Raw genomic sequence first — 19,159 nt, 5'->3', positions numbered from 1 at the left:
TATTTGTACTTACTCTTCATCACATTCACAGCTTCCTGTATATTCTAAAACAACTCCAATCTTCACTTGTATATAACAACCACATTCATCCTCAACCACCGAAGCACAGAACCAGGAGTAAGTCCAATCTATGCAAGGCTCACTGCAGGAGCATGGCTTTGGGCAGCAGGTATGAGATATGACTTTATTTACTGGCACTGTAGCTGAACTTGAGACATAGGAACTTTTAGGGAAACAATAACCTCTTATAGGCTTGATAGGGATGCTTACAGAGAAATTAATGTCACCCACTGCCCTTATCTCATAGCCTGCTACTACATCACACTTTCTAGGATGCTCACACTCACAGGCTGGCAACTTCACCTTTTGTACTATTGGGTTTTTAAGACAGGTCAACCCTGCTAGGTTAAAACACATTCCTGGTGTGCACTTTGCGAGCTTGAAGCCTCTCGGAACGTGCAGACGGCAGCAGGTTTCTATAAAGGTTTTGCAGCCATGATGCACCGTGTGTGCATCATGTTCATCAATTGGCATTCCAGACTTGTCAAAGTAATATACTTTTCCATACTGAAAACTGTCTTCATGTGTATTGTCCATAGTTTATCTATCCTCCTTATTTTCCCTCATTTATCAAGTAAACTTGGTTTAATATTTATTACTTGTATCCCAGGAAGCAAAGTTTGTAAGGCTTGCAGCATACTCAATTGGCCTCCTTAGGCACCTAGCCATAATTTCAGGATTGTTTAAGCGCTTCAAGCTAACCATTAACGGTTTTCCATTTACTTCAATAATCCATATTTTATGATTTATATCTATAGCCATATCAAGTCCCAGTTCAACACAATCTCCAAACGCCTTTTCTATAGAGCTGCAAATTTCTCTACCGAAATAAACAAGTCTTTCATATATTCCTCCTTTTGAAGAAGGCTCTTGTCCAAACACTTCCTTTAGGATAATTGAAAAATCTTCAACTACTCCGCCGCTTCTTGGACTTGTTATTATACTTCCTTCAGCTGCAATACGAGCGGCTATGCCACTAAGCTTCCAAGTGCCGCTGTAGTCCTTTTGAAACAGAACCCTTAAATCGAAGGTATTTCCTCTAAACAAAGCTTTGTTTATTTCCTTTTGTATAATATATCCCCCGCCATTCTCGCTGTACTGCTCTAACAGTATATCTATTTCCTCAATATCATTTAATGTAACCACGTGATTTCTCTCTGCTGTCCTATATTCTACTTTATAATGGTTATCAGATTTTTTAGTAATCTTGTACACACCTTTTCCCTTGCTAAGGCTATCTGGCTTTAGATAAACACTACGGTAACTTTCCATAACCCGCTCTATATCTTTACATGAATTGCATTTTACAGTTTGAGGTATAAGATTAACTAACTTCTCATTTTTTTCTAATACTTTTATTGTAGATAGTTTAGTTAGTTTAGCAATACTGTTTATAATTTTACATCTGCCGCATAATCTTTCGCGAAGCTCAAAGCTTTCAATGCGGCTGTTATTTTCTACATTCCTATCATAAATAACCTTAGGAAATAAACATGTTTTAAAAATCCACCTGCCGTTTATATTTACTACCCCTTTAATTAGACACTTATCCCAATCAATACCTTCAATAGAGAAAAAATAGCTATAACCATATAAGTGTTTGGAAGTTTTATCAAACCAAGTATATTCATATATCTCATTGCCTTCTGTCAGCATTTCAATTTTAGACTGGTTAATAAATATACCTATATATGGTCCTATCTCTAATATTCCATCCTCAGCAGCTGAAATTTGCATTATGGTTCCTTCATCTATATATAATTTTTCTTTAATATCGCTGGATAAGCAGAGTGTTTCTATCCCTTTTTCAGTATCTCTTAATATGTGCTTTTTTAACTTAATACTGCATATTCCTATATTTATAATAACGTATTCATTTCTATCCTCTAGGTTATATTTATAGGCTTGTTCTTTCGTTAAGTAACATGATTGTATATCCTGAGAGTCAACATAAGTTATCTTAATTCTATTAACCAATTAGCTTCCCCCGGAAACTTAGTATATTCTAATTCAATATATGGTATAAATTTCATAGTGTTACTGATTATACTGAACCACAATAAAATTCTGATAGTAACTATCACTATATAGATCTTTCGGAATAATATAGTACTAGAAAATGGTACTAGCTATATTGGAGGCGAATATTGTGCATGTTATCACTAAAAAACTCTCTATAAATACACATTTAAATACCTGTCTACTACCTAGGAATATATTTAATTCCTTAAATTTATCTACAGAAACCATATATACTTTTCACTTTGGACTCTCAATATCAACCTGTTCAATAGGCTTTTTAGAAACTGATGATAACATTATGTATGTTTCTGAGGGTTTACTTAACTCATTAAACCTTTTTCAGGGTGCTGCAACGAATATCTGGCGGAAAGATACAAGTATCTATCTAGGACCTGTTATTGGGATACTCTTTCATAGAGAATATATAAGATCATTATTAAAAGGGAGCTTTAATTATTTTGCAGTAGAGCATACTAATGCCAGCTTGTCGGAGAATTGTATATGTTACTATTTTTCCCCACTTGATATTGATTGGAAAAACAAAAGAGTTAAGGGAATTGTCTATACGCCTGAACTAAAGAAGTGTGATACTTACTGGCTGCCTTTACCTAATATCTTGTATGATAGAATATCATCTATTAATAGGAATAGAAATTCCTTAATCGCTAGAACTAGAAGAAAGTTTAAAAACACACCAGGTGTAAAACTAATAAATAGTTTGAATGTGCTGGGAAAACTTGAAACATATGAAGCACTTGTAAAGTATACAAAAACAAAAGACTATTTACCTGAAACAATTATTTACTCTAGCTTTAATGATGCTATACGCATGCTAAATAAAAATAATCTTATATTCATAAAATCCTGTTATGGGTTCGGCGGTAGAGAAGTTCTTTCCATAGAGAAGGCTTGCGACAAATACAAACTCAATTATTATCATAGGGGGCCACAGGAGATTATTTCAAATAATATAAATGAAGTGCAGGAACTAGTTACAAAATTTGTGAGTAACAAAAAATTTATCATTCAGAGAGGTATAAATTTACTAAAATATAAGGGATCTAATATGGATATACGAATATTTGTTATGAAAAATCAGTTTGGCAGCTGGGAGTCCATTTTTAAAGGAGCGCGTATAGCAAAGCAAGATTTTAGGATGACTAATACTCATGCCGGTGGCGTATACGCTATGTATGAACAAATATACGATGAGTTGGTAGAGCATTATGAGCTTACCAGAATACCTAGCCCTGAAAAACTTAATTTGATTTCTACTATGCTTGCATCCTATATTGAAAAGAAAATGGGTAAGTTTGGAGAGATAGGACTTGATATTGGAATTGATTTAGATGGAGCCGTGTGGTTAATTGAAGCTAATTCTAAGCCGGATAAGGAATTAGAACATGATATATTGGATATTAACGGAAGCCCTTGGGTTAAGCTGGTACCAAAATTTTACACAGGAACTATGAATAATGAAAATATTCAGCCTCAAGCACTTGGAATATTTAAATATGCCAAGTTTCTTTCAGGCACATATGAAGAGTAAATGAATAAATTTTTAAGTTACAATAATTTTGAGGTGAAAAATGTGGTAGTATGCATCAAACGGCTTTCTGGTGATACTGATTCCAATTTGTGCATCATTTCTAACAGTATATTTTATAAACTAAAACTCACTGAGCATAAATTGTATACTGTTCACGTTGGCTTAGTAACACAAGATACTCTTATACAGCCTTCTAAGGATGAAAATAAAAATATATACTTATCAGAAAACTTATTTAACAAACTATCTCTCTTAGAAAATCTAAATCTTAATATATGGAAAAGTGATGAAGATATTTATATAGGGCCTGTAGTTGGAATCCTCTTTCCTATAGGCAAAAATAATACAGATTCAAGTAAACTAAGTCCATTTATAAAGGAGCATATTAAAGCTAGCCAAGTTGAAAATTGTATCGGCTATTTATTTTCATCAAGGCATATTGATTGGATAAATAAAAGAATAAAAGGTTTTACCTATATCCCCGATTTAAACAAATGTGATTATTGCTGGCTTCCCCTGCCAAATGTCTTATATGACAGAGTAGTTGGTGATAATAAAAGAAAAGGCTGTGCAATTATGCGAGCAAGGGAAAAATTTAAAACTTTTTCGGATGCAAAATTTATAAACAACTTGAACATGATTGGAAAATGGGAGGCATATAAGGTTCTTGCAAAGTATGAAGAACCAAAAGAGTATCTTCCTGAAACAATTGCCTATAGCAGCTTCGAAGATGTTATTTACATGATAAATAAATATAACTTTATATTTATGAAATCTCAATATGGCTGTGGTGGAAAAGAGGTTTTTTCGTTAGAAAGAGTGGATAACAGATATAAACTTAGCTATTTTAAACGCAGACAAAGAGAATTATTTTTGGATGATTTAGATGAGGTTTGCAAGTTTACTACAAAATTTGTAGGCAATAAACATTTTATTATTCAGCACGGTATAAGGCTGCTAACCTTTAATGGATGCAATATGGATATACGCATGTATATTGTAAAGAATGAACTGGGAGTTTGGGAGTCTGTGTTTAATGGTGCGCGTGTTTCAAAAGGGAATTTTAAGCTAACTAATGCTAATGCAGGAGGTACTTATGCTGCGTATGAGCAATTATACCCATTGCTAAAAGAACAACATGGCCTTATTGAAGTCCCCAGTACTAAAAAATTGAGTAAAGTAACAATTCTGCTTGCACATTATTTAGAACAAGAGTTAGGAAGTTTTGGAGAGATAGGCTTCGATATTGGAATTGATGTTAATGGCCGAATTTGGATGCTTGAAGCAAACTCTAAACCATCTAAAAAGGTTAGTCCTAAATCAGTAGATATAAATGGAAACCCCCTTGTTGAAGTTATAAATAGTTTATACGAAGGCACTATGAAAAATGATACGGTATTACCTCAAGCGCTTGCTATTTTCAAATATGGTAAATTTCTCTCAGGTATTAATAGCAGCCAAGTTAATTTCAGTCATCACTAATCACACACCTCAGCATAATATATTACTGAAAAGGTAGCAGTAAATAAAGGGGTGAAACTATGAAAGTTTGTGTAAAAAAACTTTCTTTTAATAATAATGAAAATTTATGTATAATTCCTAAAAGCATATTTGACAAGCTTGAAATGTCTACTGAAGAACCATATTGCATTAACTTTGGTTTATCAAAAGAAACCTTATCAATAACTTTGTCCGATACTGAAGAAGAAAACATATATTTATCTGAAAATATATTTAATAGCCTTCATCTCATTGAAGATATAAAGCTTAATATATGGAAAGTTAGCAACAACTTATTTTTAGGCCCTGTAGTTGGTATATTTGTCAATGAACGAAGAATGAACCGCTTTAAAAATAGTACAGGCTATTTTGTAAAACAACACATTCGCGCTGCAATATCTGAAAATTGTACTGGCTATTTTTTCTCAGCCTATGATATTGATTGGTTAGGAAACAGGATTAAAGGATTGACGTATATTCCAGGATTAAAAAGTTATGCTTGTTGTTGGCTTCCCTTTCCAAATATTTCCTATGATAGAGCTACAAATCGTATAAGAAAAGAAAGAACAGCTGTAATAAGCATTAGGAATAAATTCAGATCAAATCCCGATATAAAACTAATAAATAGCCCCAATCCACTTGGTAAATGGAGCTCCTATGAGGCTCTTTCTAAATACCCCGAAGCAAAAGAACATTTACCAGAGACTATTATCTACACATGCTTTGAAGATGTACTTAGTATGTTAGACAAAAATAATTTAATGTTTCTAAAATCCTTCTATGGAACACAAGGCAGCGAAGTTCTATCAATAGAAAAGCTTGAATTAAAATATAAGCTTAACTATTATAAACGAGGTGCTAAAGAACTCATAATAGACAGTTTAGATGAACTAAGGAGTTTTATATCTAAGTTTGTTCGTAATAAGAAATTTATAATTCAACAGGGATTAAGGCTACTAACCTATAACGGACGTAGTCTTGATATACGAATGTTTCTTATGAAAAATGAAACTGGTAACTGGGAATCTATTTTCAAAGGTGCACGAATTGCTAAAGGAAATTTTTTGCTAACTAATATTCATGCTGGAGGAGTTTATGGCTTCTATGAACAGTTATACCCAAAATTAAAGCGGCAATACGAATCTGTAAATCTTCCTAGTCCTAAAGACTTAGATGATACAAGTATAAAACTAGTAAGCTGTCTTGAAAAGGAATTTGGTCCTTACGGTGAGTTAGGTGTTGACATAGGTGTTGATATCCACGGGAAAATATGGTTTATTGAAGCTAATATAACTCCAGGAAAGAGACTTAGCCCTTTTTCAGTAGATATAAATGGAAGGCGAACAAAAAAAGTAATAGTTCAATTATACAAAGGTTCTATGAAACACAAGAAAATACTGCCACAAGCTATCGGAATATTTAAGTATGCCAAGTTTCTAACAGGCACAAATGAAGTTTAGATATATTAAAGTAATAAAATAGCTAGATAAAATCACTGCTTTAATAACCAAGGTTATATTTGTTTCATATATTAAACTATGGATTTATGGGTGTTATACAAATATCCTTTCTTCAGTCCATAGAAAACCTGTACTAAGCAGTTAGATAAATCCATAATACTCCTGGAGGTATAAAAATATATGGAGCTAATCAAAGTAGTTTATCGTGAATCAGATCTAAAAAACACATGTTACCTCACACAATATCAAGAAAAAATATACGGTCTAAACTCTAATGAAAACCAAATAAACATTAAATTTGGATCGCTTTTTCAGCATGTAAATAAGGTTATTATTGATAGGAATGAGAATCTCGACACTATATATATGTCTAAAGATTTAGCGTCTAATATACTTATTCCTTCTAATACCTTACTGCAATTAAAAACAGGAGATGATTTCATAGAATTAGGGCCTTTAGTTGGGGTTTTTGTAAACTCTAAAAAAGTAGCAGCCTTAAGCGAAGGTAGAACAGATAGCGTTTACGAGTGCATTTCATCTGCTGCAGATAAATTATACGGTATAGTAGAGTTTTTTTCTTTTGGTGATATTGATTGGGAAAAAAGATTAGTAAAAGCCAAACTATTTGAGAACACACAGTGGATAAGCCGTATCCTTCCGTTACCTACTATAATCTATGACCGCTGCTTTGGAAGCTATGGACGTGGTATTGCATTAAAGTTCCGAGATATGTTGGGAAGCGGCTACAAAGTTGTAAATTCCTTTCCAAAGCTCGGTAAACTAGAGACTATTACCACATTAAGTAAAAATAGTAGTCTGTTAGGTTCTATTCCTGAAACGTCTATATATCGTTCAAGTAAAGATATAGAAAGAATGATGTTAAGGCATCCTAGTGTTTATTTAAAACCAGATGCACTTTATAAAGGAAAAGGAGTTTTCAGACTTAGCAAAGCTAAAGATGGTGGTTATAAGCTTGAGCATAGGTCAGATGATAAGAATGATATAGTATATATATCTACCTTAGATTATATCGATGATTTTATTAATGACTATTCTATTTTAGGGGGAGGATATTTAATACAGCAGGAAATATATAAAGCCTCATATCATGATTATCCTTTTGACTTTAGGCTTTTATACCAAAAGAATTGGAAAGGCGTTTGGCAGCCAAGTGGAATGTCAGTTCGAATGGGTGCTCCCGGTAGTATTATTACAAGCCCACGGAGCGGAGGAGCAGTTGCGGAGTTTACAAACGTTCTACAGGATACGTTTAATGAAGATATATATACTGAAAATGGTATTTATGAAGATGTTATACGTACTGGCCGAGAAGTTGTAGAAACAATTGAACGGGAATTTGGAGATTGTGTTGAACTTGGATTAGATATGACAATTGATATAAATCGAAAGGTGTGGATTATTGAGGTTAATGGGAAGCCATTAAAAGTGAGCTTAAAATGGCTTAATGATAAGTCGTTAATGACTCGATGCTATTGCAGACCATTGGAGTATGCTGTTTTTTTAAGCGGTTTTACCTCTGCTGATACCGAGTCAGGAGGCATTTGATTATGATTTTAGGAATGTTTTTTGACCGGAGATATTTTAAACGGCTATGTAAGGGAGAACTCCAGTGGAAAATAGTACATTTTTGTGAGGCTTGCGCTAGAGAAAATGTTGATATTCTGGTGTTTTCGCCAGAATCTATTGATTGGTATGATAAAAAAATAAATGGCTTGACTTATAACGCTTCAAGTAAAGTATGGAATATGAACATCTACCCTTTCCCAGATTTAATTTACGATCGTGCAACCTTCACTGAAAAAGATAAGTCTATAGGTAAATTTGTACGAGAGCGTTTTATAAAGGATTATTATATTCCTTTTATTAATACCAAATCTTATTTTAACAAGTGGGAAACTCATAATATATTATCTAAAGAACCAATGTTTCACAAGTATTTACCAAAAACTCAGAAATATGTTCATCCATTTCAGATATCAGAGTTTCTAAGTATATATAAATCAATTTATATAAAAGACTCTTCTGGAAAGCTTGGAAAAAGCATTTTTAAAATACAAAAGGCTGACAATGAATTATATTGTGTTAAGTACCAAACTAATAAAGAAAACCACTCCGATGTGCTGCCACTTGAGAAAGTCCACACAATGTTAACTTCAGATAAGATGCCTAGAAGAAAAATTATAATTCAACAAGGAATTGAATTGGCACGGCTAAATGATTGCCCCTTTGATATTAGATGCCTTGTACAGAAAAATAGGTCTATGAATTGGGAGGTCGTTGATAAGTCCATTCGCCTCGCCCTGCCTGAAAGCATAGTTACTAATGTTAGTAATGGCGGTCAAATAAAAAGGTTTTCTGAAGTTGTACCTCTTATTTTCTTAAATTTTATAGATATATCTAATGAAATAGATTCTCTTATAATTGCTGCATCCAACTATCTAGAGAAAACCTATGGTGCTTTAGGTGAATTAGGCATAGATATTGCTTTAGATTCTTCAGGCAGAATATGGCTGATAGAAATTAATGGCAAGCCTTCTAAGCTATGTATATACTATTCAGGAAACCAAGAGCTAATTAACAAAACCTGTACAAATATTGTAAGTTACTCAAAAGAATTATTTAATATTCAAAAGTAAAGAAAATAATCATAATAGGAGTAAAAGAAATGGTTGATATAGAAAAGAAATCAAGGCCAATACTTGGAATTTTGATAGATGAGGTACATCATGAAAAGAGGCTAATAAACAAACTCAACAAGAGTGAATTTAAGTACTACTTGGAGGCCTGCAATGATATTGGAGCACTTGCCTATATCTTTACTTTAAATGGAATAGATATAGCTAACAGTAGGGTTAGAGGATATATTCCCTCTATGGATATATATAATAAAATTATAATCAAGGAACGATGGCTCCCTATACCAGACCTGATTCTAAACAGAGCCTTGGTACCTGCTGCTTCCTCAAAATATAAAAAACTAAGTGCTTTACTAAACACCTTTCCTAATATTGAAATAGTAAATAGAATTTCAAGAGTAAATAAGTGGGTAATGCACAAAATATTAATGAATAATACCTTAATTAATAAATATTTGCCAAAGACAGTATTGTTTAGTGGTATAAATTCTTTGGTCAATATGTTAAGAGAATTTCCTTGTGTATATCTAAAGCCTATTGGTAGAAGTCTGGGCTTAGGTATTATAAGGATTTTGAGAGAAAATGAAAATAAATATAAAGCAGAATATAGGCTAAAAAAAGTTAATCATTCTATAAGTGGTTCACTAGATGATATATTGATCAAGCTAAGGCCAATAATGGGTAAATGGACTTATATCGTTCAACAAGGTATTCCATTAGCAAGTTATAAGGGAAGTATCTTTGATATAAGAGTATGCATGCAAAAGGACGAAACTGGGGATTGGAGTGCGCCAAGATGGATGATTAGATCTGCAAAAGCTGAGAATGTAGTAACTAATATTGCAGCTGGTGGCAGAGGCTTGCAGGTAGAATATGTTATAAGCAAACTTTTTGAAGAAAAATCAAGCTTAATTATAGAAGAAATAAAAAACGCTGGTCTTCAAATAAGTAAAATTATTGAAAAGTCCTTTACAGGAATTGCAGACATAGGTATAGATTTAGGTATTACAAAGGATGGAAAACTCTATTTTATTGAAGCTAATCTTCGCCAGTCAAGATTGTCTAGTGTTAATAAAGGCGAATATCCAAAGTGGAGAAATACCTTTAGAAAGCCTATCTACTATCTGAATTACCTTTATGAGCTTAAACAAAATAGTAGGAAACTATAAAATAATAACCCTTTAAATTTGTATCAATTTAAAGGGTTATTATTTTAGTTTTTATCTAATAGTTTTTCTAACTTTTCAGTAGAATAATTGGGATAATCAAAAATCTTCCCTTCCCAAGTTCTTATCTTTATATAATTTTTACCTCTAGATATAATGTACTGAGGTAATATCGGAGTTTTTCCATTTCCATTTGGAGCATTTACAATATAAGCAGGTATAGCCATGCCCGAGGTATAGCCTCTTAAATACTCCATTATTTCAATACCATCATCTACCGAAGTGTTAAAATGCGTAGTTCCAATTACATGCTTAGCGTGAAAAATATAATAGGGTCTTACTCTGCATTTTAGTAGCTGCTGATTTAATAGCCTCATTACATATTTATCGTTGTTTATTCCATTTAGCAGAACTGCCTGATTTCCTAAAGGTATGCCGATATTAACAAGCTTGTCGCAGGCTGCCTTTGCTTCCCTTGTTATTTCAATTGGATGATTAAACTGGGTATTAATGTACAAGGGTGAATACTTTTTAAATATGTTCAATAGATTCTCTGTAATCCTTTGAGGCATAGTTGCAAGCACCCTGGTGCCTATCCTGACATAATCTATTGTTTCTATTGAAAAAAGCTCGCTAAGCAACCAATCTAAGGTTTCATCTGATAGCATTAAAGGATCTCCACCAGTAATTAAAACATCTCTAATTTCTGAATTATCTCTAATATATCTAATAGATTCTTCTAAATCCTCTCGGCACTGATGTCTATCTATGGTACCAATATTTCTTCTCCTTTGACAGTGCCTGCAAAACGACGGACAAACATTAGTAACATTTATTATAAGCCTGTCTGGATATCTTCTAGTTATGCAGCCAGCAGGATTTGTATATTCTTCAGCCATAGGATCTGCCATGCCTTCTTCATTCAATTCGAGTATTGTAGGAACGCACTGAAGCCTTGCTGGGTTAAGCCTATCCTCATCAAGCAAAGAAGCGTAATAAGGAGAAATACCCCACCTATATCTTTGCTGAACCTTTTTAATATCTTCTACTTCATCCTCAGTCAATTCAATTATTTGCGATAGCAAATCTACATCACTTATCCTATTTGCTACTTGCCACTTCCAATTATTCCACTGTTCTTCTGATGCATTAAGTATACCTAAAACTTTACTTTTCTTATCCGCAATCTTTCTTTCCCAAACAGATGACAACCCGCTTAGAATACTATCTTTAATTTTACAATAATCTGCTATCTTTGCTCTTAACTCTTCAGCTCGCTTAAGTGCAATTTCTCTTTTATAGCTTTCACCATTCACTTCCCTACCCCCTTTAAGCAGCTTAGAAATATCACAGTTTATAAAATTTATGCTTCATTAATTTATAATATGAAATATTTTAAAAATGGGAATTACATAGTTCTTTTTGCTTAAATAAAATTGAAGTAGTAAAAGAGAGTAGATGTGCTAGCATCAATAAGATAGAATTAACAATATCAGAAATCAAGTAAAAAAATATAAGGCTGCAAGTTTAAACTTGCAGCCTTAAACAACAAATATTATTCTGTTGTGAATGGTAGTAAAGCTATGTTTCTAGCAACCTTGATTGCTTGAGTAAGCGCTCTTTGGTGCTTAGCACAGTTACCGGAAATTCTTCTTGGAAGAATCTTTCCTCTTTCAGTAACGTACTTTCTTAGCTTCATTACATCTTTGTAATCTATATGAGTAGCTTTATCAGAGCAGAAAGCACAAACTTTCTTTCTAGCTCTTCTCATTCTTGAGCCGCCTCTTTTACCAAAATCTTTTCCATCTCTACCATTGTCTCTTGCGTTATCTCTTGGCATTTTTTCTTCCCTCCTTACCTATTTTTAAAATTAGAACGGAATGTCTCCATCATCAACTGGAGTCATTTCATCTTCATAAATGGACCCACTAAAGTCCATTCCTGGAAAACCTGAATTACCTTGTTGTGATGCTGCTCTGTTAGGTTGTGGACTTCCGCCTTGGCTTCCGTTTCCATTACCCCACTCAAGGAATTGTACTTCCTCAGCAACTATCTCTGTAACATATCTTTTACTACCATCTTTAGCGTCGTAGGATCTAGTCTGTATTCTACCGCTAACCCCCATAAGCTTTCCTTTGCTCATGTAATTAGCTGTAGATTCAGCCTGCTTTCCCCAAACAACTATTGGTACAAAGTCAGCTTCTCTTTGACCGTTTTTGTTAGGAAGTCTCCTATCAACAGCCAAAGTAAAGGTGGCAACAGCAGTTCCGGTTCCTGGAGTAAATTTAAGCTCCGGATCCTTAGTAAGTCTACCAATTAAAACTACTTTATTCACTTAAAACACCACCTATTTCTCTTCTTTGATTATGATATGTCTTATAACACCATCAGTAATTCTGAAGACTCTGTCTAATTCTTTAGGTAAGTCTGAATTTGCACTGAAGTTTACAAGAGTATAGAAACCTTCATTGATTTTGTTTATTTCGTAAGCAAGCTTTCTCTTACCCCAGAAATCAACATTATCAATAGTTCCTCCACCATTCTCTATTACACCTTTAAACTTTTCAATGTTAGCTTTAACAGCTTCCTCGTCTAATGATGGGTGTAATATGAATATAGTTTCATACTTTCTCATTAGATTTCACCTCCTCCCTCTGGACTAACGGCCGTGATTTTCACGGCAGGGACTACAAATAATAATTATAAGCTTAATTATTCATTAAATCAAGCATTTTCTTCAGGAATATTCTGTTTAATTATTTTTTTAACATCTTTTTCAAATTTGCTTCTCTCAAGCATAATTAGCCTGCCGCAACCACAGCACTTTATTTTAATATCTGCGCCTAGTCTCACAACTTCCCAGTTCTTGCTGCCACAAGGATGAACTTTTTTCATTTCCACTATATCACCTAGGTAAAATACTTTTGCCACAATCATTTCCTCCTATTACATATTAGAACTTAACTTTACTTCTGCATATAAACTCTTTTTGGATAAGGTATTTCAATATTTTCTCTTGTTAAGGCCTTCTTAATTTCTTTTCTAAGGGCTACTTCGCAGTCAAAGTTTGTTAGTGGTTTAGCTTTGCCAACAAGCCTTAGGGTTAACCCGTTGTCCTTTAAAGCAGTAACCCCTACAACTTTAGGTCCTTCCACCATATTCTCGCTGCTGTTTTTAAAAGCCTCACAGACACCTGATAAAACCTCAATAGCCTTATCAACATCTTCCTCATAAGCAATATCAACATCTACTAAGACCCTTGCATTGCCTCGAGAATGATTTGTAATCTTTGAAATTAGCCCATTAGGTATTATGTGAAGATCTCCGTTAAAATCTCTTATTTTCGTAACCCTAAGCTCTATACTCTCAACAATACCACCCTTATCTTCTATATTTATATAATCTCCAACAGCATACTGATCTTCAAACAGTATAAAGAAACCGTTAATTATATCTTTGACCAAACTCTGTGCTCCAAAACCTATTGCCACACCTCCGATACCTGCAAAGGTTAAAGTAATTGCGCTAAACAGCTGTGAAAATATAGCTACAATACCAAAAAAATATACTGCGTATCTTAATACGCTTTTTAAAATAGCCTCAAGAGTCTTGCTTCTTTTTTCATTTAAGGTGAATTTAAAATTGCTTTTTCTCTGCCTCTCCATGAACTTGTGTATTATTGTACTTCCAATTTTTATTGCTAAATACATCAATATAATTATTGCTGATACTCTTATTAACTTAACTAATGCATAGGTAAGCTGCTCCGAGGTTATATTAAGATTTCCTATGCCGATACCTCCCTTGTTTAACTCCAAACCTGCATCAAATATATTATTCAAACTCACCATCCTCCTTTGTAACTTTTACCTACTAATTCTATCATATTATAAGCTTTTAACTCAACCAAATGCCTCCAAATGGATAAACTTGACTTGTACTACAAAATCTAAAGTGGTATGCTTTTATATGGGTTTAAACTAATTATCTTTATGTAGGGAGGCATAATCATGTTTGTTCCAAAATTATTTACTTGCTTAAAAAATTATTCAAAGGAACAGTTCGTAAAGGACTTTGTGGCTGGTTTAATAGTGGCAATAATAGCTTTTCCACTTTCCATTGCTCTAGCAATAGCTTCTGGTGTTTCTCCTGAAAAAGGGCTTTATACCGCAGTTATAGGAGGTTTTATTATATCTCTTTTAGGCGGAAGCAGAGTTCAAATTGGAGGACCAACAGGAGCTTTTATTGTAATTATATATGGAATTATAAGCAAATACAGCTTTGAAGGTCTAATAGTAGCTACACTCATAGCTGGAATTATTTTAATACTAATGGGGCTTTTAAGGTTTGGAAATGTTATAAAATACATACCTTATACAATCGTAACAGGCTTTACAAGTGGTATAGCTATAACAATATTTTCTACTCAGATTAAAGACTTTTTAGGTCTTAACATAGAAAAGGTTTCTTCTGAATTTATTCCAAAGTGGGTTGAATATATTAAAGCGCTTCCCACTATGAACTATAAGATTTTGTTTATAGGTATTATTTCAATTTTTATAATTTTAATTTGGCCAAAGATAACTAATAAGATACCTGGAACACTTGCAGCAATCATTATTTCAACTATTATAAATCTGGTATTTAAACTTAATGTTGAAACCATAGGAAGTCGTTTTGGTTCCATATCAGCATCAATTCCAAGCTTTAACTTTCCAGACATTAACGCTGAATTAGTGTACAAGCTACTTATGCCTGGGATAACTATAGCAGTATTAGCTGGTATTGAATCTTTGCTTTCAGCCGTTGTAGCAGATGGAATGGTTGATGGCAATCATCGTTCAAATATGGAGCTTGTAGCTCAAGGAACAGCTAATATTTTCTCTGTTCTATTAGGTGGAATTCCAGTTACAGGTGCAATAGCGAGAACAGCAGCTAATGTGAAAAATGGCGGCAGAACTCCTATGGCAGGAATAATTCACTCAATAGCTTTATTTTTTATAATGCTTGTATTTCTTCCTTATATGAAACTTGTTCCCATGACTACTCTGGCAGCAATATTAATAATTGTATCTTATAACATGGGTGAATGGGAATTTTTCAAGAAACTTTCTACCTTATCAAAGGGCGATACTTTAGTTTTTCTAGTGACCTTTAGCTTAACAGTTTTAGTAGACCTAGTAGCAGCTATAACAACTGGAATAGCGCTTCACTTTGTTCTATTGTTTATTAATAATAAAGGAATTAGAGTTTCAGACTTAGCCCAAGAAAAACAATCCGCATAATTTGAATATAAAAAGGACTATATAGAAGTAGAATTTATGTTAAAATTCTACTTCTATATAGTCCTTTTTTGTTTATAATTAAAACAATTTAACTTCTCTAAAATTACTTCCATCTTTAAATATTGCTGACTTAACCTTAATCTTTTCCTCTGCTATAAGCGGCTTAACCTTTTCTACCTCTTCCTCAGTGAGCCTAAGACTTATGCCACAGCTCTTAGTTACAAAGGTTGGTGTAGGCATGACGATTGCCTTAATATTATTAGCTTTTAAAACACTTTCTCCGTTAATTGCACTGTGGGTGTTTTCAAAAGTTAGTATATAGTATTTATCCATTTAGGGCTTTCCTCCCCTCTATTGTTTAGCTATAGCTTAAAGCTTTATTGTATTTGATGCTGTGTTCATCTTTTCTATTATAGTATACATATTTGTTATCTCTCCAACAGCTAATTTTTCCTTTATTCCATAGTAGTCTAAGCATATTCCACAGCTTGCTATGTTAACTCCTCTTTCCTGAAGCTTATTTAAGCTATCTAAAACCGCTGATCCTTCTGCTACAAGCTTTACTCCCCCATTTAAAAACAATAAATCTGTTGGAAGCTTATCGCTTTCAGAAAGAGCATACATGTAGCTTTTCATCAGTGTTGCACCTAAGGTATCATCACCTTCTCCAAGTTTATCACTTGCAACTAATATAACTAAATTTTTATCATCAAAGTCCATAACTTCACAATTACAGTCTTCTTTTGTTATTTTAATGTAATAAAGTCCTTCTTTTTCATCTACTGCAAATTTTAGATTATTACTTTGGCAGAACTTTGATATATTATTCTTAGCTACCTCATTATCAACTATAACTTCTGCCTCACCTTTTTCTATTGAATCAAAATATTTCTTAGTATTTATAACTGGCTGTGGGCATCTTAGCCCTTTGCAATCTATCATGTTCATTCTGTACCCTCCATGTATTATTAAATTTACCTTAATATAATTGAAACTTCATATACAACCTTAAATTTTTGGTTTATAATAATGTCAGAATATTTTCCCATAGTTTATTATTTATAACACTTTATATTATATCAGATTAATTTTAAATAAAATAACTCATAAAAGCTACTATTAGTATTTCAAATATCCATCCATTGTAGTATTTGTATTCTTAATAATTGCAATCGATAAAGGAGATTTACATAATGAGAATTTATCTAGACAATGCAGCTACAACCTTTCCAAAACCTCCTGCTGTATATTCTTCTGTTATGAACTATATGATGAATATTGGTGCAAACCCAGGTCGTGGCGGCCATGCAGCTTCTCTTGAAGGAAGCAGAGTTGTTTTTAAGTGCAGAGAAGCTCTAATGAATTTATTTAGCTTTGATAAAATTGAAAATGTTATATTTACATCAAATATAACAGCCTCCTTAAATATACTTATAAAAAGCATCGTAAAGGATGGTTGGCATATTATTACTACCTCAATGGAACATAACTCTGTTCTAAGACCTCTTAGCAGTCTTCAAAACAGCAAAAATATTGAGGTTGATATACTGGAATGTTCAAAAGACGGTATTTTAGACGTTGAAATATTTAAAAACAAAATAAAAAGTAACACAAAACTCGTTATAATGTCACATGCTTCTAATGTTGTTGGAAGTATTCAGCCTTTAGAAGCTATAGGGAAAGTATGTAAGAGCCATGGTGTTTATTTTATAATCGATAGTGCTCAAACTGCAGGAGTTGTGCCTTTAGATTTTTATAAGCTTAATCTAAGTGCTTTAGCTTTTACTGGCCATAAAGGGCTCTTAGCTCCACAAGGCATTGGAGGCTTTTTAATATCTGATGAACTGAATCAGGAAGCTGAAGTGTTTATTGAAGGGGGAACTGGAAGTCTTTCAGAAAGTATACTTCAACCTACCTTTTTGCCTGACAAATTTGAAAGCGGAACTATGAATACTCCTGGTATTGCTGGGCTTCTTGAGGGAATCAATTATATAAATTCTGAAGGGATAGCAGCTGTAAGAGAAAGAGAAGAATATCTAACTCAGAAATTTTTAGATGCTGTGCTTAATATGAAGGATGTAGCTGTATATGGCACTAGAAATTCTAAGAATATGACTGCTACAATTTCTATCAATTCAACGAGAATAAATAATGCTGAGCTTGGCTATATTTTAGATAACGAGTATGGAATTATGACTAGAACTGGCCTTCACTGTGCTCCTCTTGCTCATAAAACTATTGGAACCTTCCCTGAAGGTACTTTGCGCCTTAGCTTTGGACCATTCAATGAATTAAGTGACATTAATTATGCCATAAATAGCCTTTACAATATTTTAGAAAGGAAGTGAAGCTTTTGGAAAAGCTCTTTGAAAAATTTGATAAGCTTATTGTGTTTTTTGTTCTTTATACTATTACAATAATAGTATTTGCCAAAACTTTAGGGTACACATTACCTTTCGTACTAGCTTTCATTTTTGCAATGATACTTCAGCGGCCAACAAAATATTTAGTAAAAAAGTTCAAAATGAAAAACTTTTTAGCATCTATTATTACTGTTATTACATTCTTTGCAATTATAACCTCACTGCTAACAGTAGCAATAACTTCTCTAATTACGGAATTAGTTCAATTAGGAAAAAACGCTCAAGTATATATTGCTAATAATACTCCTCTTCTATACAAGTACTTTGATATAGTTAGAGAGTATTATACTAATTTAGATCCAACTATAGCTCAAACTATTGAACAAAACCTGACAAAATCTATTAGTACCTTGCCAGATATAGCAAAGACAACTGCTGGTGTAATCTTATCAAGCGTACTTAACTTTGTTGGTTCTGTACCGTATATTATAATGGTTATACTATTTACCTTACTGGCAACATACTTTTTCACAAGAGATATGACATCTGCCAAAAATAAAATGTTGCATATACTACCATCTGAAAACAGCAGCAAAATGCTTCATATAGTTAATGAAGCAAAAAAAATGCTTGGTGGTTATGTATTCTCATATGCTTTTATTATATTTTGTACCTTTTTAGAAACTTTAATTGGTTTTTCAATTCTTGGAATAAAATATGCTGTACTTTTAAGTGTGGTTTCTGCTTTTGTTGATGTACTCCCTGTTCTAGGTGTTGGCAGCGTATATGTACCTCTAGCAATATTCCACTTTATATCTGGAAAGCCTGTTCTTGGGTTTGGTATTCTTATACTTTATGCTTTAGTATTTATTATAAGGCAAATCCTTGAGCCTAGAATACTTTCTTCCTCTCTTGGGCTGCATCCGGTAGCCGTACTTGCAGCAATATTTATTGGTCTAAAGGCAAATGGAGTTGCTGGAATGTTCTTTTGTATGTTTCTTGTAGTATTTTACACTATATTTAAAAAAGTTAATGTAATATAGGTTTTAATCTTTTTACAAATTATGTATAAAACACTTTCTTTATGGATAGAATTT

General features: G+C 33.1%; 18 protein-coding genes and 1 pseudogene. 9 read left to right on the top strand and 10 right to left on the bottom strand.

The annotated features are described in order from the left end of the window. Nucleotides 1–9: 9 nt before the first annotated feature. Together NBE98_RS01515 and NBE98_RS01510 are read right to left on the bottom strand one after the other, a co-directional pair. A complete protein-coding gene (locus NBE98_RS01515; protein ID WP_250811664.1) occupies nucleotides 10–597 on the bottom strand; it encodes a hypothetical protein in 588 nt (195 codons plus the stop codon). 48 nt (nucleotides 598–645) lie between these two features. Further along, the gene (locus NBE98_RS01510; RefSeq protein WP_250811663.1) at nucleotides 646–2,037 is read right to left on the bottom strand and encodes a YheC/YheD family endospore coat-associated protein; all 1,392 of its coding nucleotides are present in this window, start codon (nucleotides 2,035–2,037) and stop codon (nucleotides 646–648) included. 172 nt (nucleotides 2,038–2,209) lie between these two features. On the opposite strand from NBE98_RS01510, the gene NBE98_RS01505 reads away from it, so the two are divergent. The 6 genes from NBE98_RS01505 (at nucleotide 2,210) to NBE98_RS01480 (ending at nucleotide 10,417) form a co-directional block, all read left to right on the top strand. Then, nucleotides 2,210–3,631 (top strand): YheC/YheD family endospore coat-associated protein, encoded by a 1,422-nt coding sequence (locus tag NBE98_RS01505; protein WP_250811662.1) that lies wholly within the window; start codon nucleotides 2,210–2,212, stop codon nucleotides 3,629–3,631. Beyond that, entirely contained in the window at nucleotides 3,632–5,113 is a 1,482-nt protein-coding gene (locus NBE98_RS01500; RefSeq protein ID WP_250811660.1) for a YheC/YheD family endospore coat-associated protein, read from the top strand. 59 nt (nucleotides 5,114–5,172) lie between these two features. Then, nucleotides 5,173–6,591 carry a YheC/YheD family endospore coat-associated protein gene (locus tag NBE98_RS01495; protein WP_250811658.1) on the top strand — a complete coding sequence of 473 codons (1,419 nt, stop codon included), beginning with the start codon at nucleotides 5,173–5,175 and terminating at the stop codon, nucleotides 6,589–6,591. A gap of 180 nt (nucleotides 6,592–6,771) precedes the next feature. After that, on the top strand, nucleotides 6,772–8,157 hold the full coding sequence (locus NBE98_RS01490) for a YheC/YheD family endospore coat-associated protein (RefSeq protein WP_250811656.1): 1,386 nt from the start codon (nucleotides 6,772–6,774) through the stop codon (nucleotides 8,155–8,157). 2 nt (nucleotides 8,158–8,159) lie between these two features. Beyond that, complete coding sequence (locus NBE98_RS01485; RefSeq protein WP_250811651.1) at nucleotides 8,160–9,248, top strand: YheC/YheD family endospore coat-associated protein; 1,089 nt, start codon at nucleotides 8,160–8,162, stop codon at nucleotides 9,246–9,248. Between the two features lie 29 nt (nucleotides 9,249–9,277). Continuing rightward, the gene (locus tag NBE98_RS01480; protein WP_250811649.1) at nucleotides 9,278–10,417 is read left to right on the top strand and encodes a YheC/YheD family endospore coat-associated protein; all 1,140 of its coding nucleotides are present in this window, start codon (nucleotides 9,278–9,280) and stop codon (nucleotides 10,415–10,417) included. A gap of 44 nt (nucleotides 10,418–10,461) precedes the next feature. Here NBE98_RS01480 and eam read toward each other — a convergent pair whose 3' ends face one another. The 6 genes from eam to NBE98_RS01450 all read right to left on the bottom strand — a co-directional run bounded on the left by eam (nucleotide 10,462) and on the right by NBE98_RS01450 (nucleotide 14,265). After that, nucleotides 10,462–11,730, bottom strand: coding sequence for a glutamate 2,3-aminomutase (gene eam, locus NBE98_RS01475; protein ID WP_250811647.1), 1,269 nt, complete (start codon nucleotides 11,728–11,730; stop codon nucleotides 10,462–10,464). A gap of 239 nt (nucleotides 11,731–11,969) precedes the next feature. Then, nucleotides 11,970–12,185, bottom strand: coding sequence for a 30S ribosomal protein S18 (gene rpsR, locus NBE98_RS01470; RefSeq protein ID WP_432432675.1), 216 nt, complete (start codon nucleotides 12,183–12,185; stop codon nucleotides 11,970–11,972). Between the two features lie 99 nt (nucleotides 12,186–12,284). Then, entirely contained in the window at nucleotides 12,285–12,749 is a 465-nt protein-coding gene (locus tag NBE98_RS01465; protein ID WP_250811633.1) for a single-stranded DNA-binding protein, read from the bottom strand. 12 nt (nucleotides 12,750–12,761) lie between these two features. Beyond that, nucleotides 12,762–13,049 carry a 30S ribosomal protein S6 gene (gene rpsF, locus NBE98_RS01460; protein WP_250811632.1) on the bottom strand — a complete coding sequence of 96 codons (288 nt, stop codon included), beginning with the start codon at nucleotides 13,047–13,049 and terminating at the stop codon, nucleotides 12,762–12,764. 89 nt (nucleotides 13,050–13,138) lie between these two features. Continuing rightward, nucleotides 13,139–13,345 carry a DUF951 domain-containing protein gene (locus NBE98_RS01455; RefSeq protein WP_250811631.1) on the bottom strand — a complete coding sequence of 69 codons (207 nt, stop codon included), beginning with the start codon at nucleotides 13,343–13,345 and terminating at the stop codon, nucleotides 13,139–13,141. A 35-nt stretch (nucleotides 13,346–13,380) separates the two neighbouring features. After that, nucleotides 13,381–14,265 carry a mechanosensitive ion channel family protein gene (locus NBE98_RS01450; protein ID WP_432432660.1) on the bottom strand — a complete coding sequence of 295 codons (885 nt, stop codon included), beginning with the start codon at nucleotides 14,263–14,265 and terminating at the stop codon, nucleotides 13,381–13,383. A gap of 159 nt (nucleotides 14,266–14,424) precedes the next feature. Here NBE98_RS01450 and NBE98_RS01445 point away from each other — a divergent pair. Next, nucleotides 14,425–15,636, top strand: a pseudogene (locus NBE98_RS01445) (SulP family inorganic anion transporter); the annotation flags it as partial. 141 nt (nucleotides 15,637–15,777) lie between these two features. On the opposite strand, the gene NBE98_RS01440 reads toward NBE98_RS01445, so the two are convergent. Further along, nucleotides 15,778–16,032 carry a putative Se/S carrier protein gene (locus tag NBE98_RS01440; RefSeq protein ID WP_250811629.1) on the bottom strand — a complete coding sequence of 85 codons (255 nt, stop codon included), beginning with the start codon at nucleotides 16,030–16,032 and terminating at the stop codon, nucleotides 15,778–15,780. 36 nt (nucleotides 16,033–16,068) lie between these two features. Then, on the bottom strand, nucleotides 16,069–16,647 hold the full coding sequence (yedF, locus tag NBE98_RS01435; RefSeq protein ID WP_250811625.1) for a sulfurtransferase-like selenium metabolism protein YedF: 579 nt from the start codon (nucleotides 16,645–16,647) through the stop codon (nucleotides 16,069–16,071). Between the two features lie 245 nt (nucleotides 16,648–16,892). Between yedF and NBE98_RS01430 the strand changes: the two genes are divergently transcribed. Next, nucleotides 16,893–18,047: an aminotransferase class V-fold PLP-dependent enzyme gene (locus NBE98_RS01430; RefSeq protein WP_250811624.1), complete on the top strand. Its 1,155-nt coding sequence runs from the start codon at nucleotides 16,893–16,895 to the stop codon at nucleotides 18,045–18,047. A 5-nt stretch (nucleotides 18,048–18,052) separates the two neighbouring features. Continuing rightward, the gene (gene ytvI, locus NBE98_RS01425; protein WP_250811621.1) at nucleotides 18,053–19,105 is read left to right on the top strand and encodes a sporulation integral membrane protein YtvI; all 1,053 of its coding nucleotides are present in this window, start codon (nucleotides 18,053–18,055) and stop codon (nucleotides 19,103–19,105) included. The last annotated feature ends 54 nt before the right edge of the window (nucleotides 19,106–19,159 follow it).

The sequence above is a fragment of the Clostridium swellfunianum genome (assembly GCF_023656515.1).
Taxonomy (GTDB): Bacteria; Bacillota; Clostridia; order Clostridiales; family Clostridiaceae; genus Clostridium_AT; species Clostridium_AT swellfunianum.
This window is presented reverse-complemented; position numbering and strand designations above follow the sequence as displayed.

Excerpts from the sequence above, each read along its gene's own strand:
- NBE98_RS01515 (WP_250811664.1), bottom strand. The coding sequence starts at position 597 with ATGGACAATACACATGAAGACAGTTTTCAGTATGGAAAAGTATATTAC.
- NBE98_RS01500 (WP_250811660.1), top strand. The coding sequence starts at position 3,632 with ATGAATAAATTTTTAAGTTACAATAATTTTGAGGTGAAAAATGTGGTA.
- NBE98_RS01495 (WP_250811658.1), top strand. The coding sequence starts at position 5,173 with ATGAAAGTTTGTGTAAAAAAACTTTCTTTTAATAATAATGAAAATTTA.
- NBE98_RS01490 (WP_250811656.1), top strand. The coding sequence starts at position 6,772 with ATGGAGCTAATCAAAGTAGTTTATCGTGAATCAGATCTAAAAAACACA.
- NBE98_RS01485 (WP_250811651.1), top strand. The coding sequence starts at position 8,160 with ATGATTTTAGGAATGTTTTTTGACCGGAGATATTTTAAACGGCTATGT.
- NBE98_RS01480 (WP_250811649.1), top strand. The coding sequence starts at position 9,278 with ATGGTTGATATAGAAAAGAAATCAAGGCCAATACTTGGAATTTTGATA.
- rpsR (WP_432432675.1), bottom strand. The coding sequence starts at position 12,185 with ATGAGAAGAGCTAGAAAGAAAGTTTGTGCTTTCTGCTCTGATAAAGCT.
- rpsF (WP_250811632.1), bottom strand. The coding sequence starts at position 13,049 with ATGAGAAAGTATGAAACTATATTCATATTACACCCATCATTAGACGAG.
- NBE98_RS01450 (WP_432432660.1), bottom strand. The coding sequence starts at position 14,265 with ATGGTGAGTTTGAATAATATATTTGATGCAGGTTTGGAGTTAAACAAG.
- NBE98_RS01440 (WP_250811629.1), bottom strand. The coding sequence starts at position 16,032 with ATGGATAAATACTATATACTAACTTTTGAAAACACCCACAGTGCAATT.
- yedF (WP_250811625.1), bottom strand. The coding sequence starts at position 16,647 with ATGAACATGATAGATTGCAAAGGGCTAAGATGCCCACAGCCAGTTATA.
- NBE98_RS01430 (WP_250811624.1), top strand. The coding sequence starts at position 16,893 with ATGAGAATTTATCTAGACAATGCAGCTACAACCTTTCCAAAACCTCCT.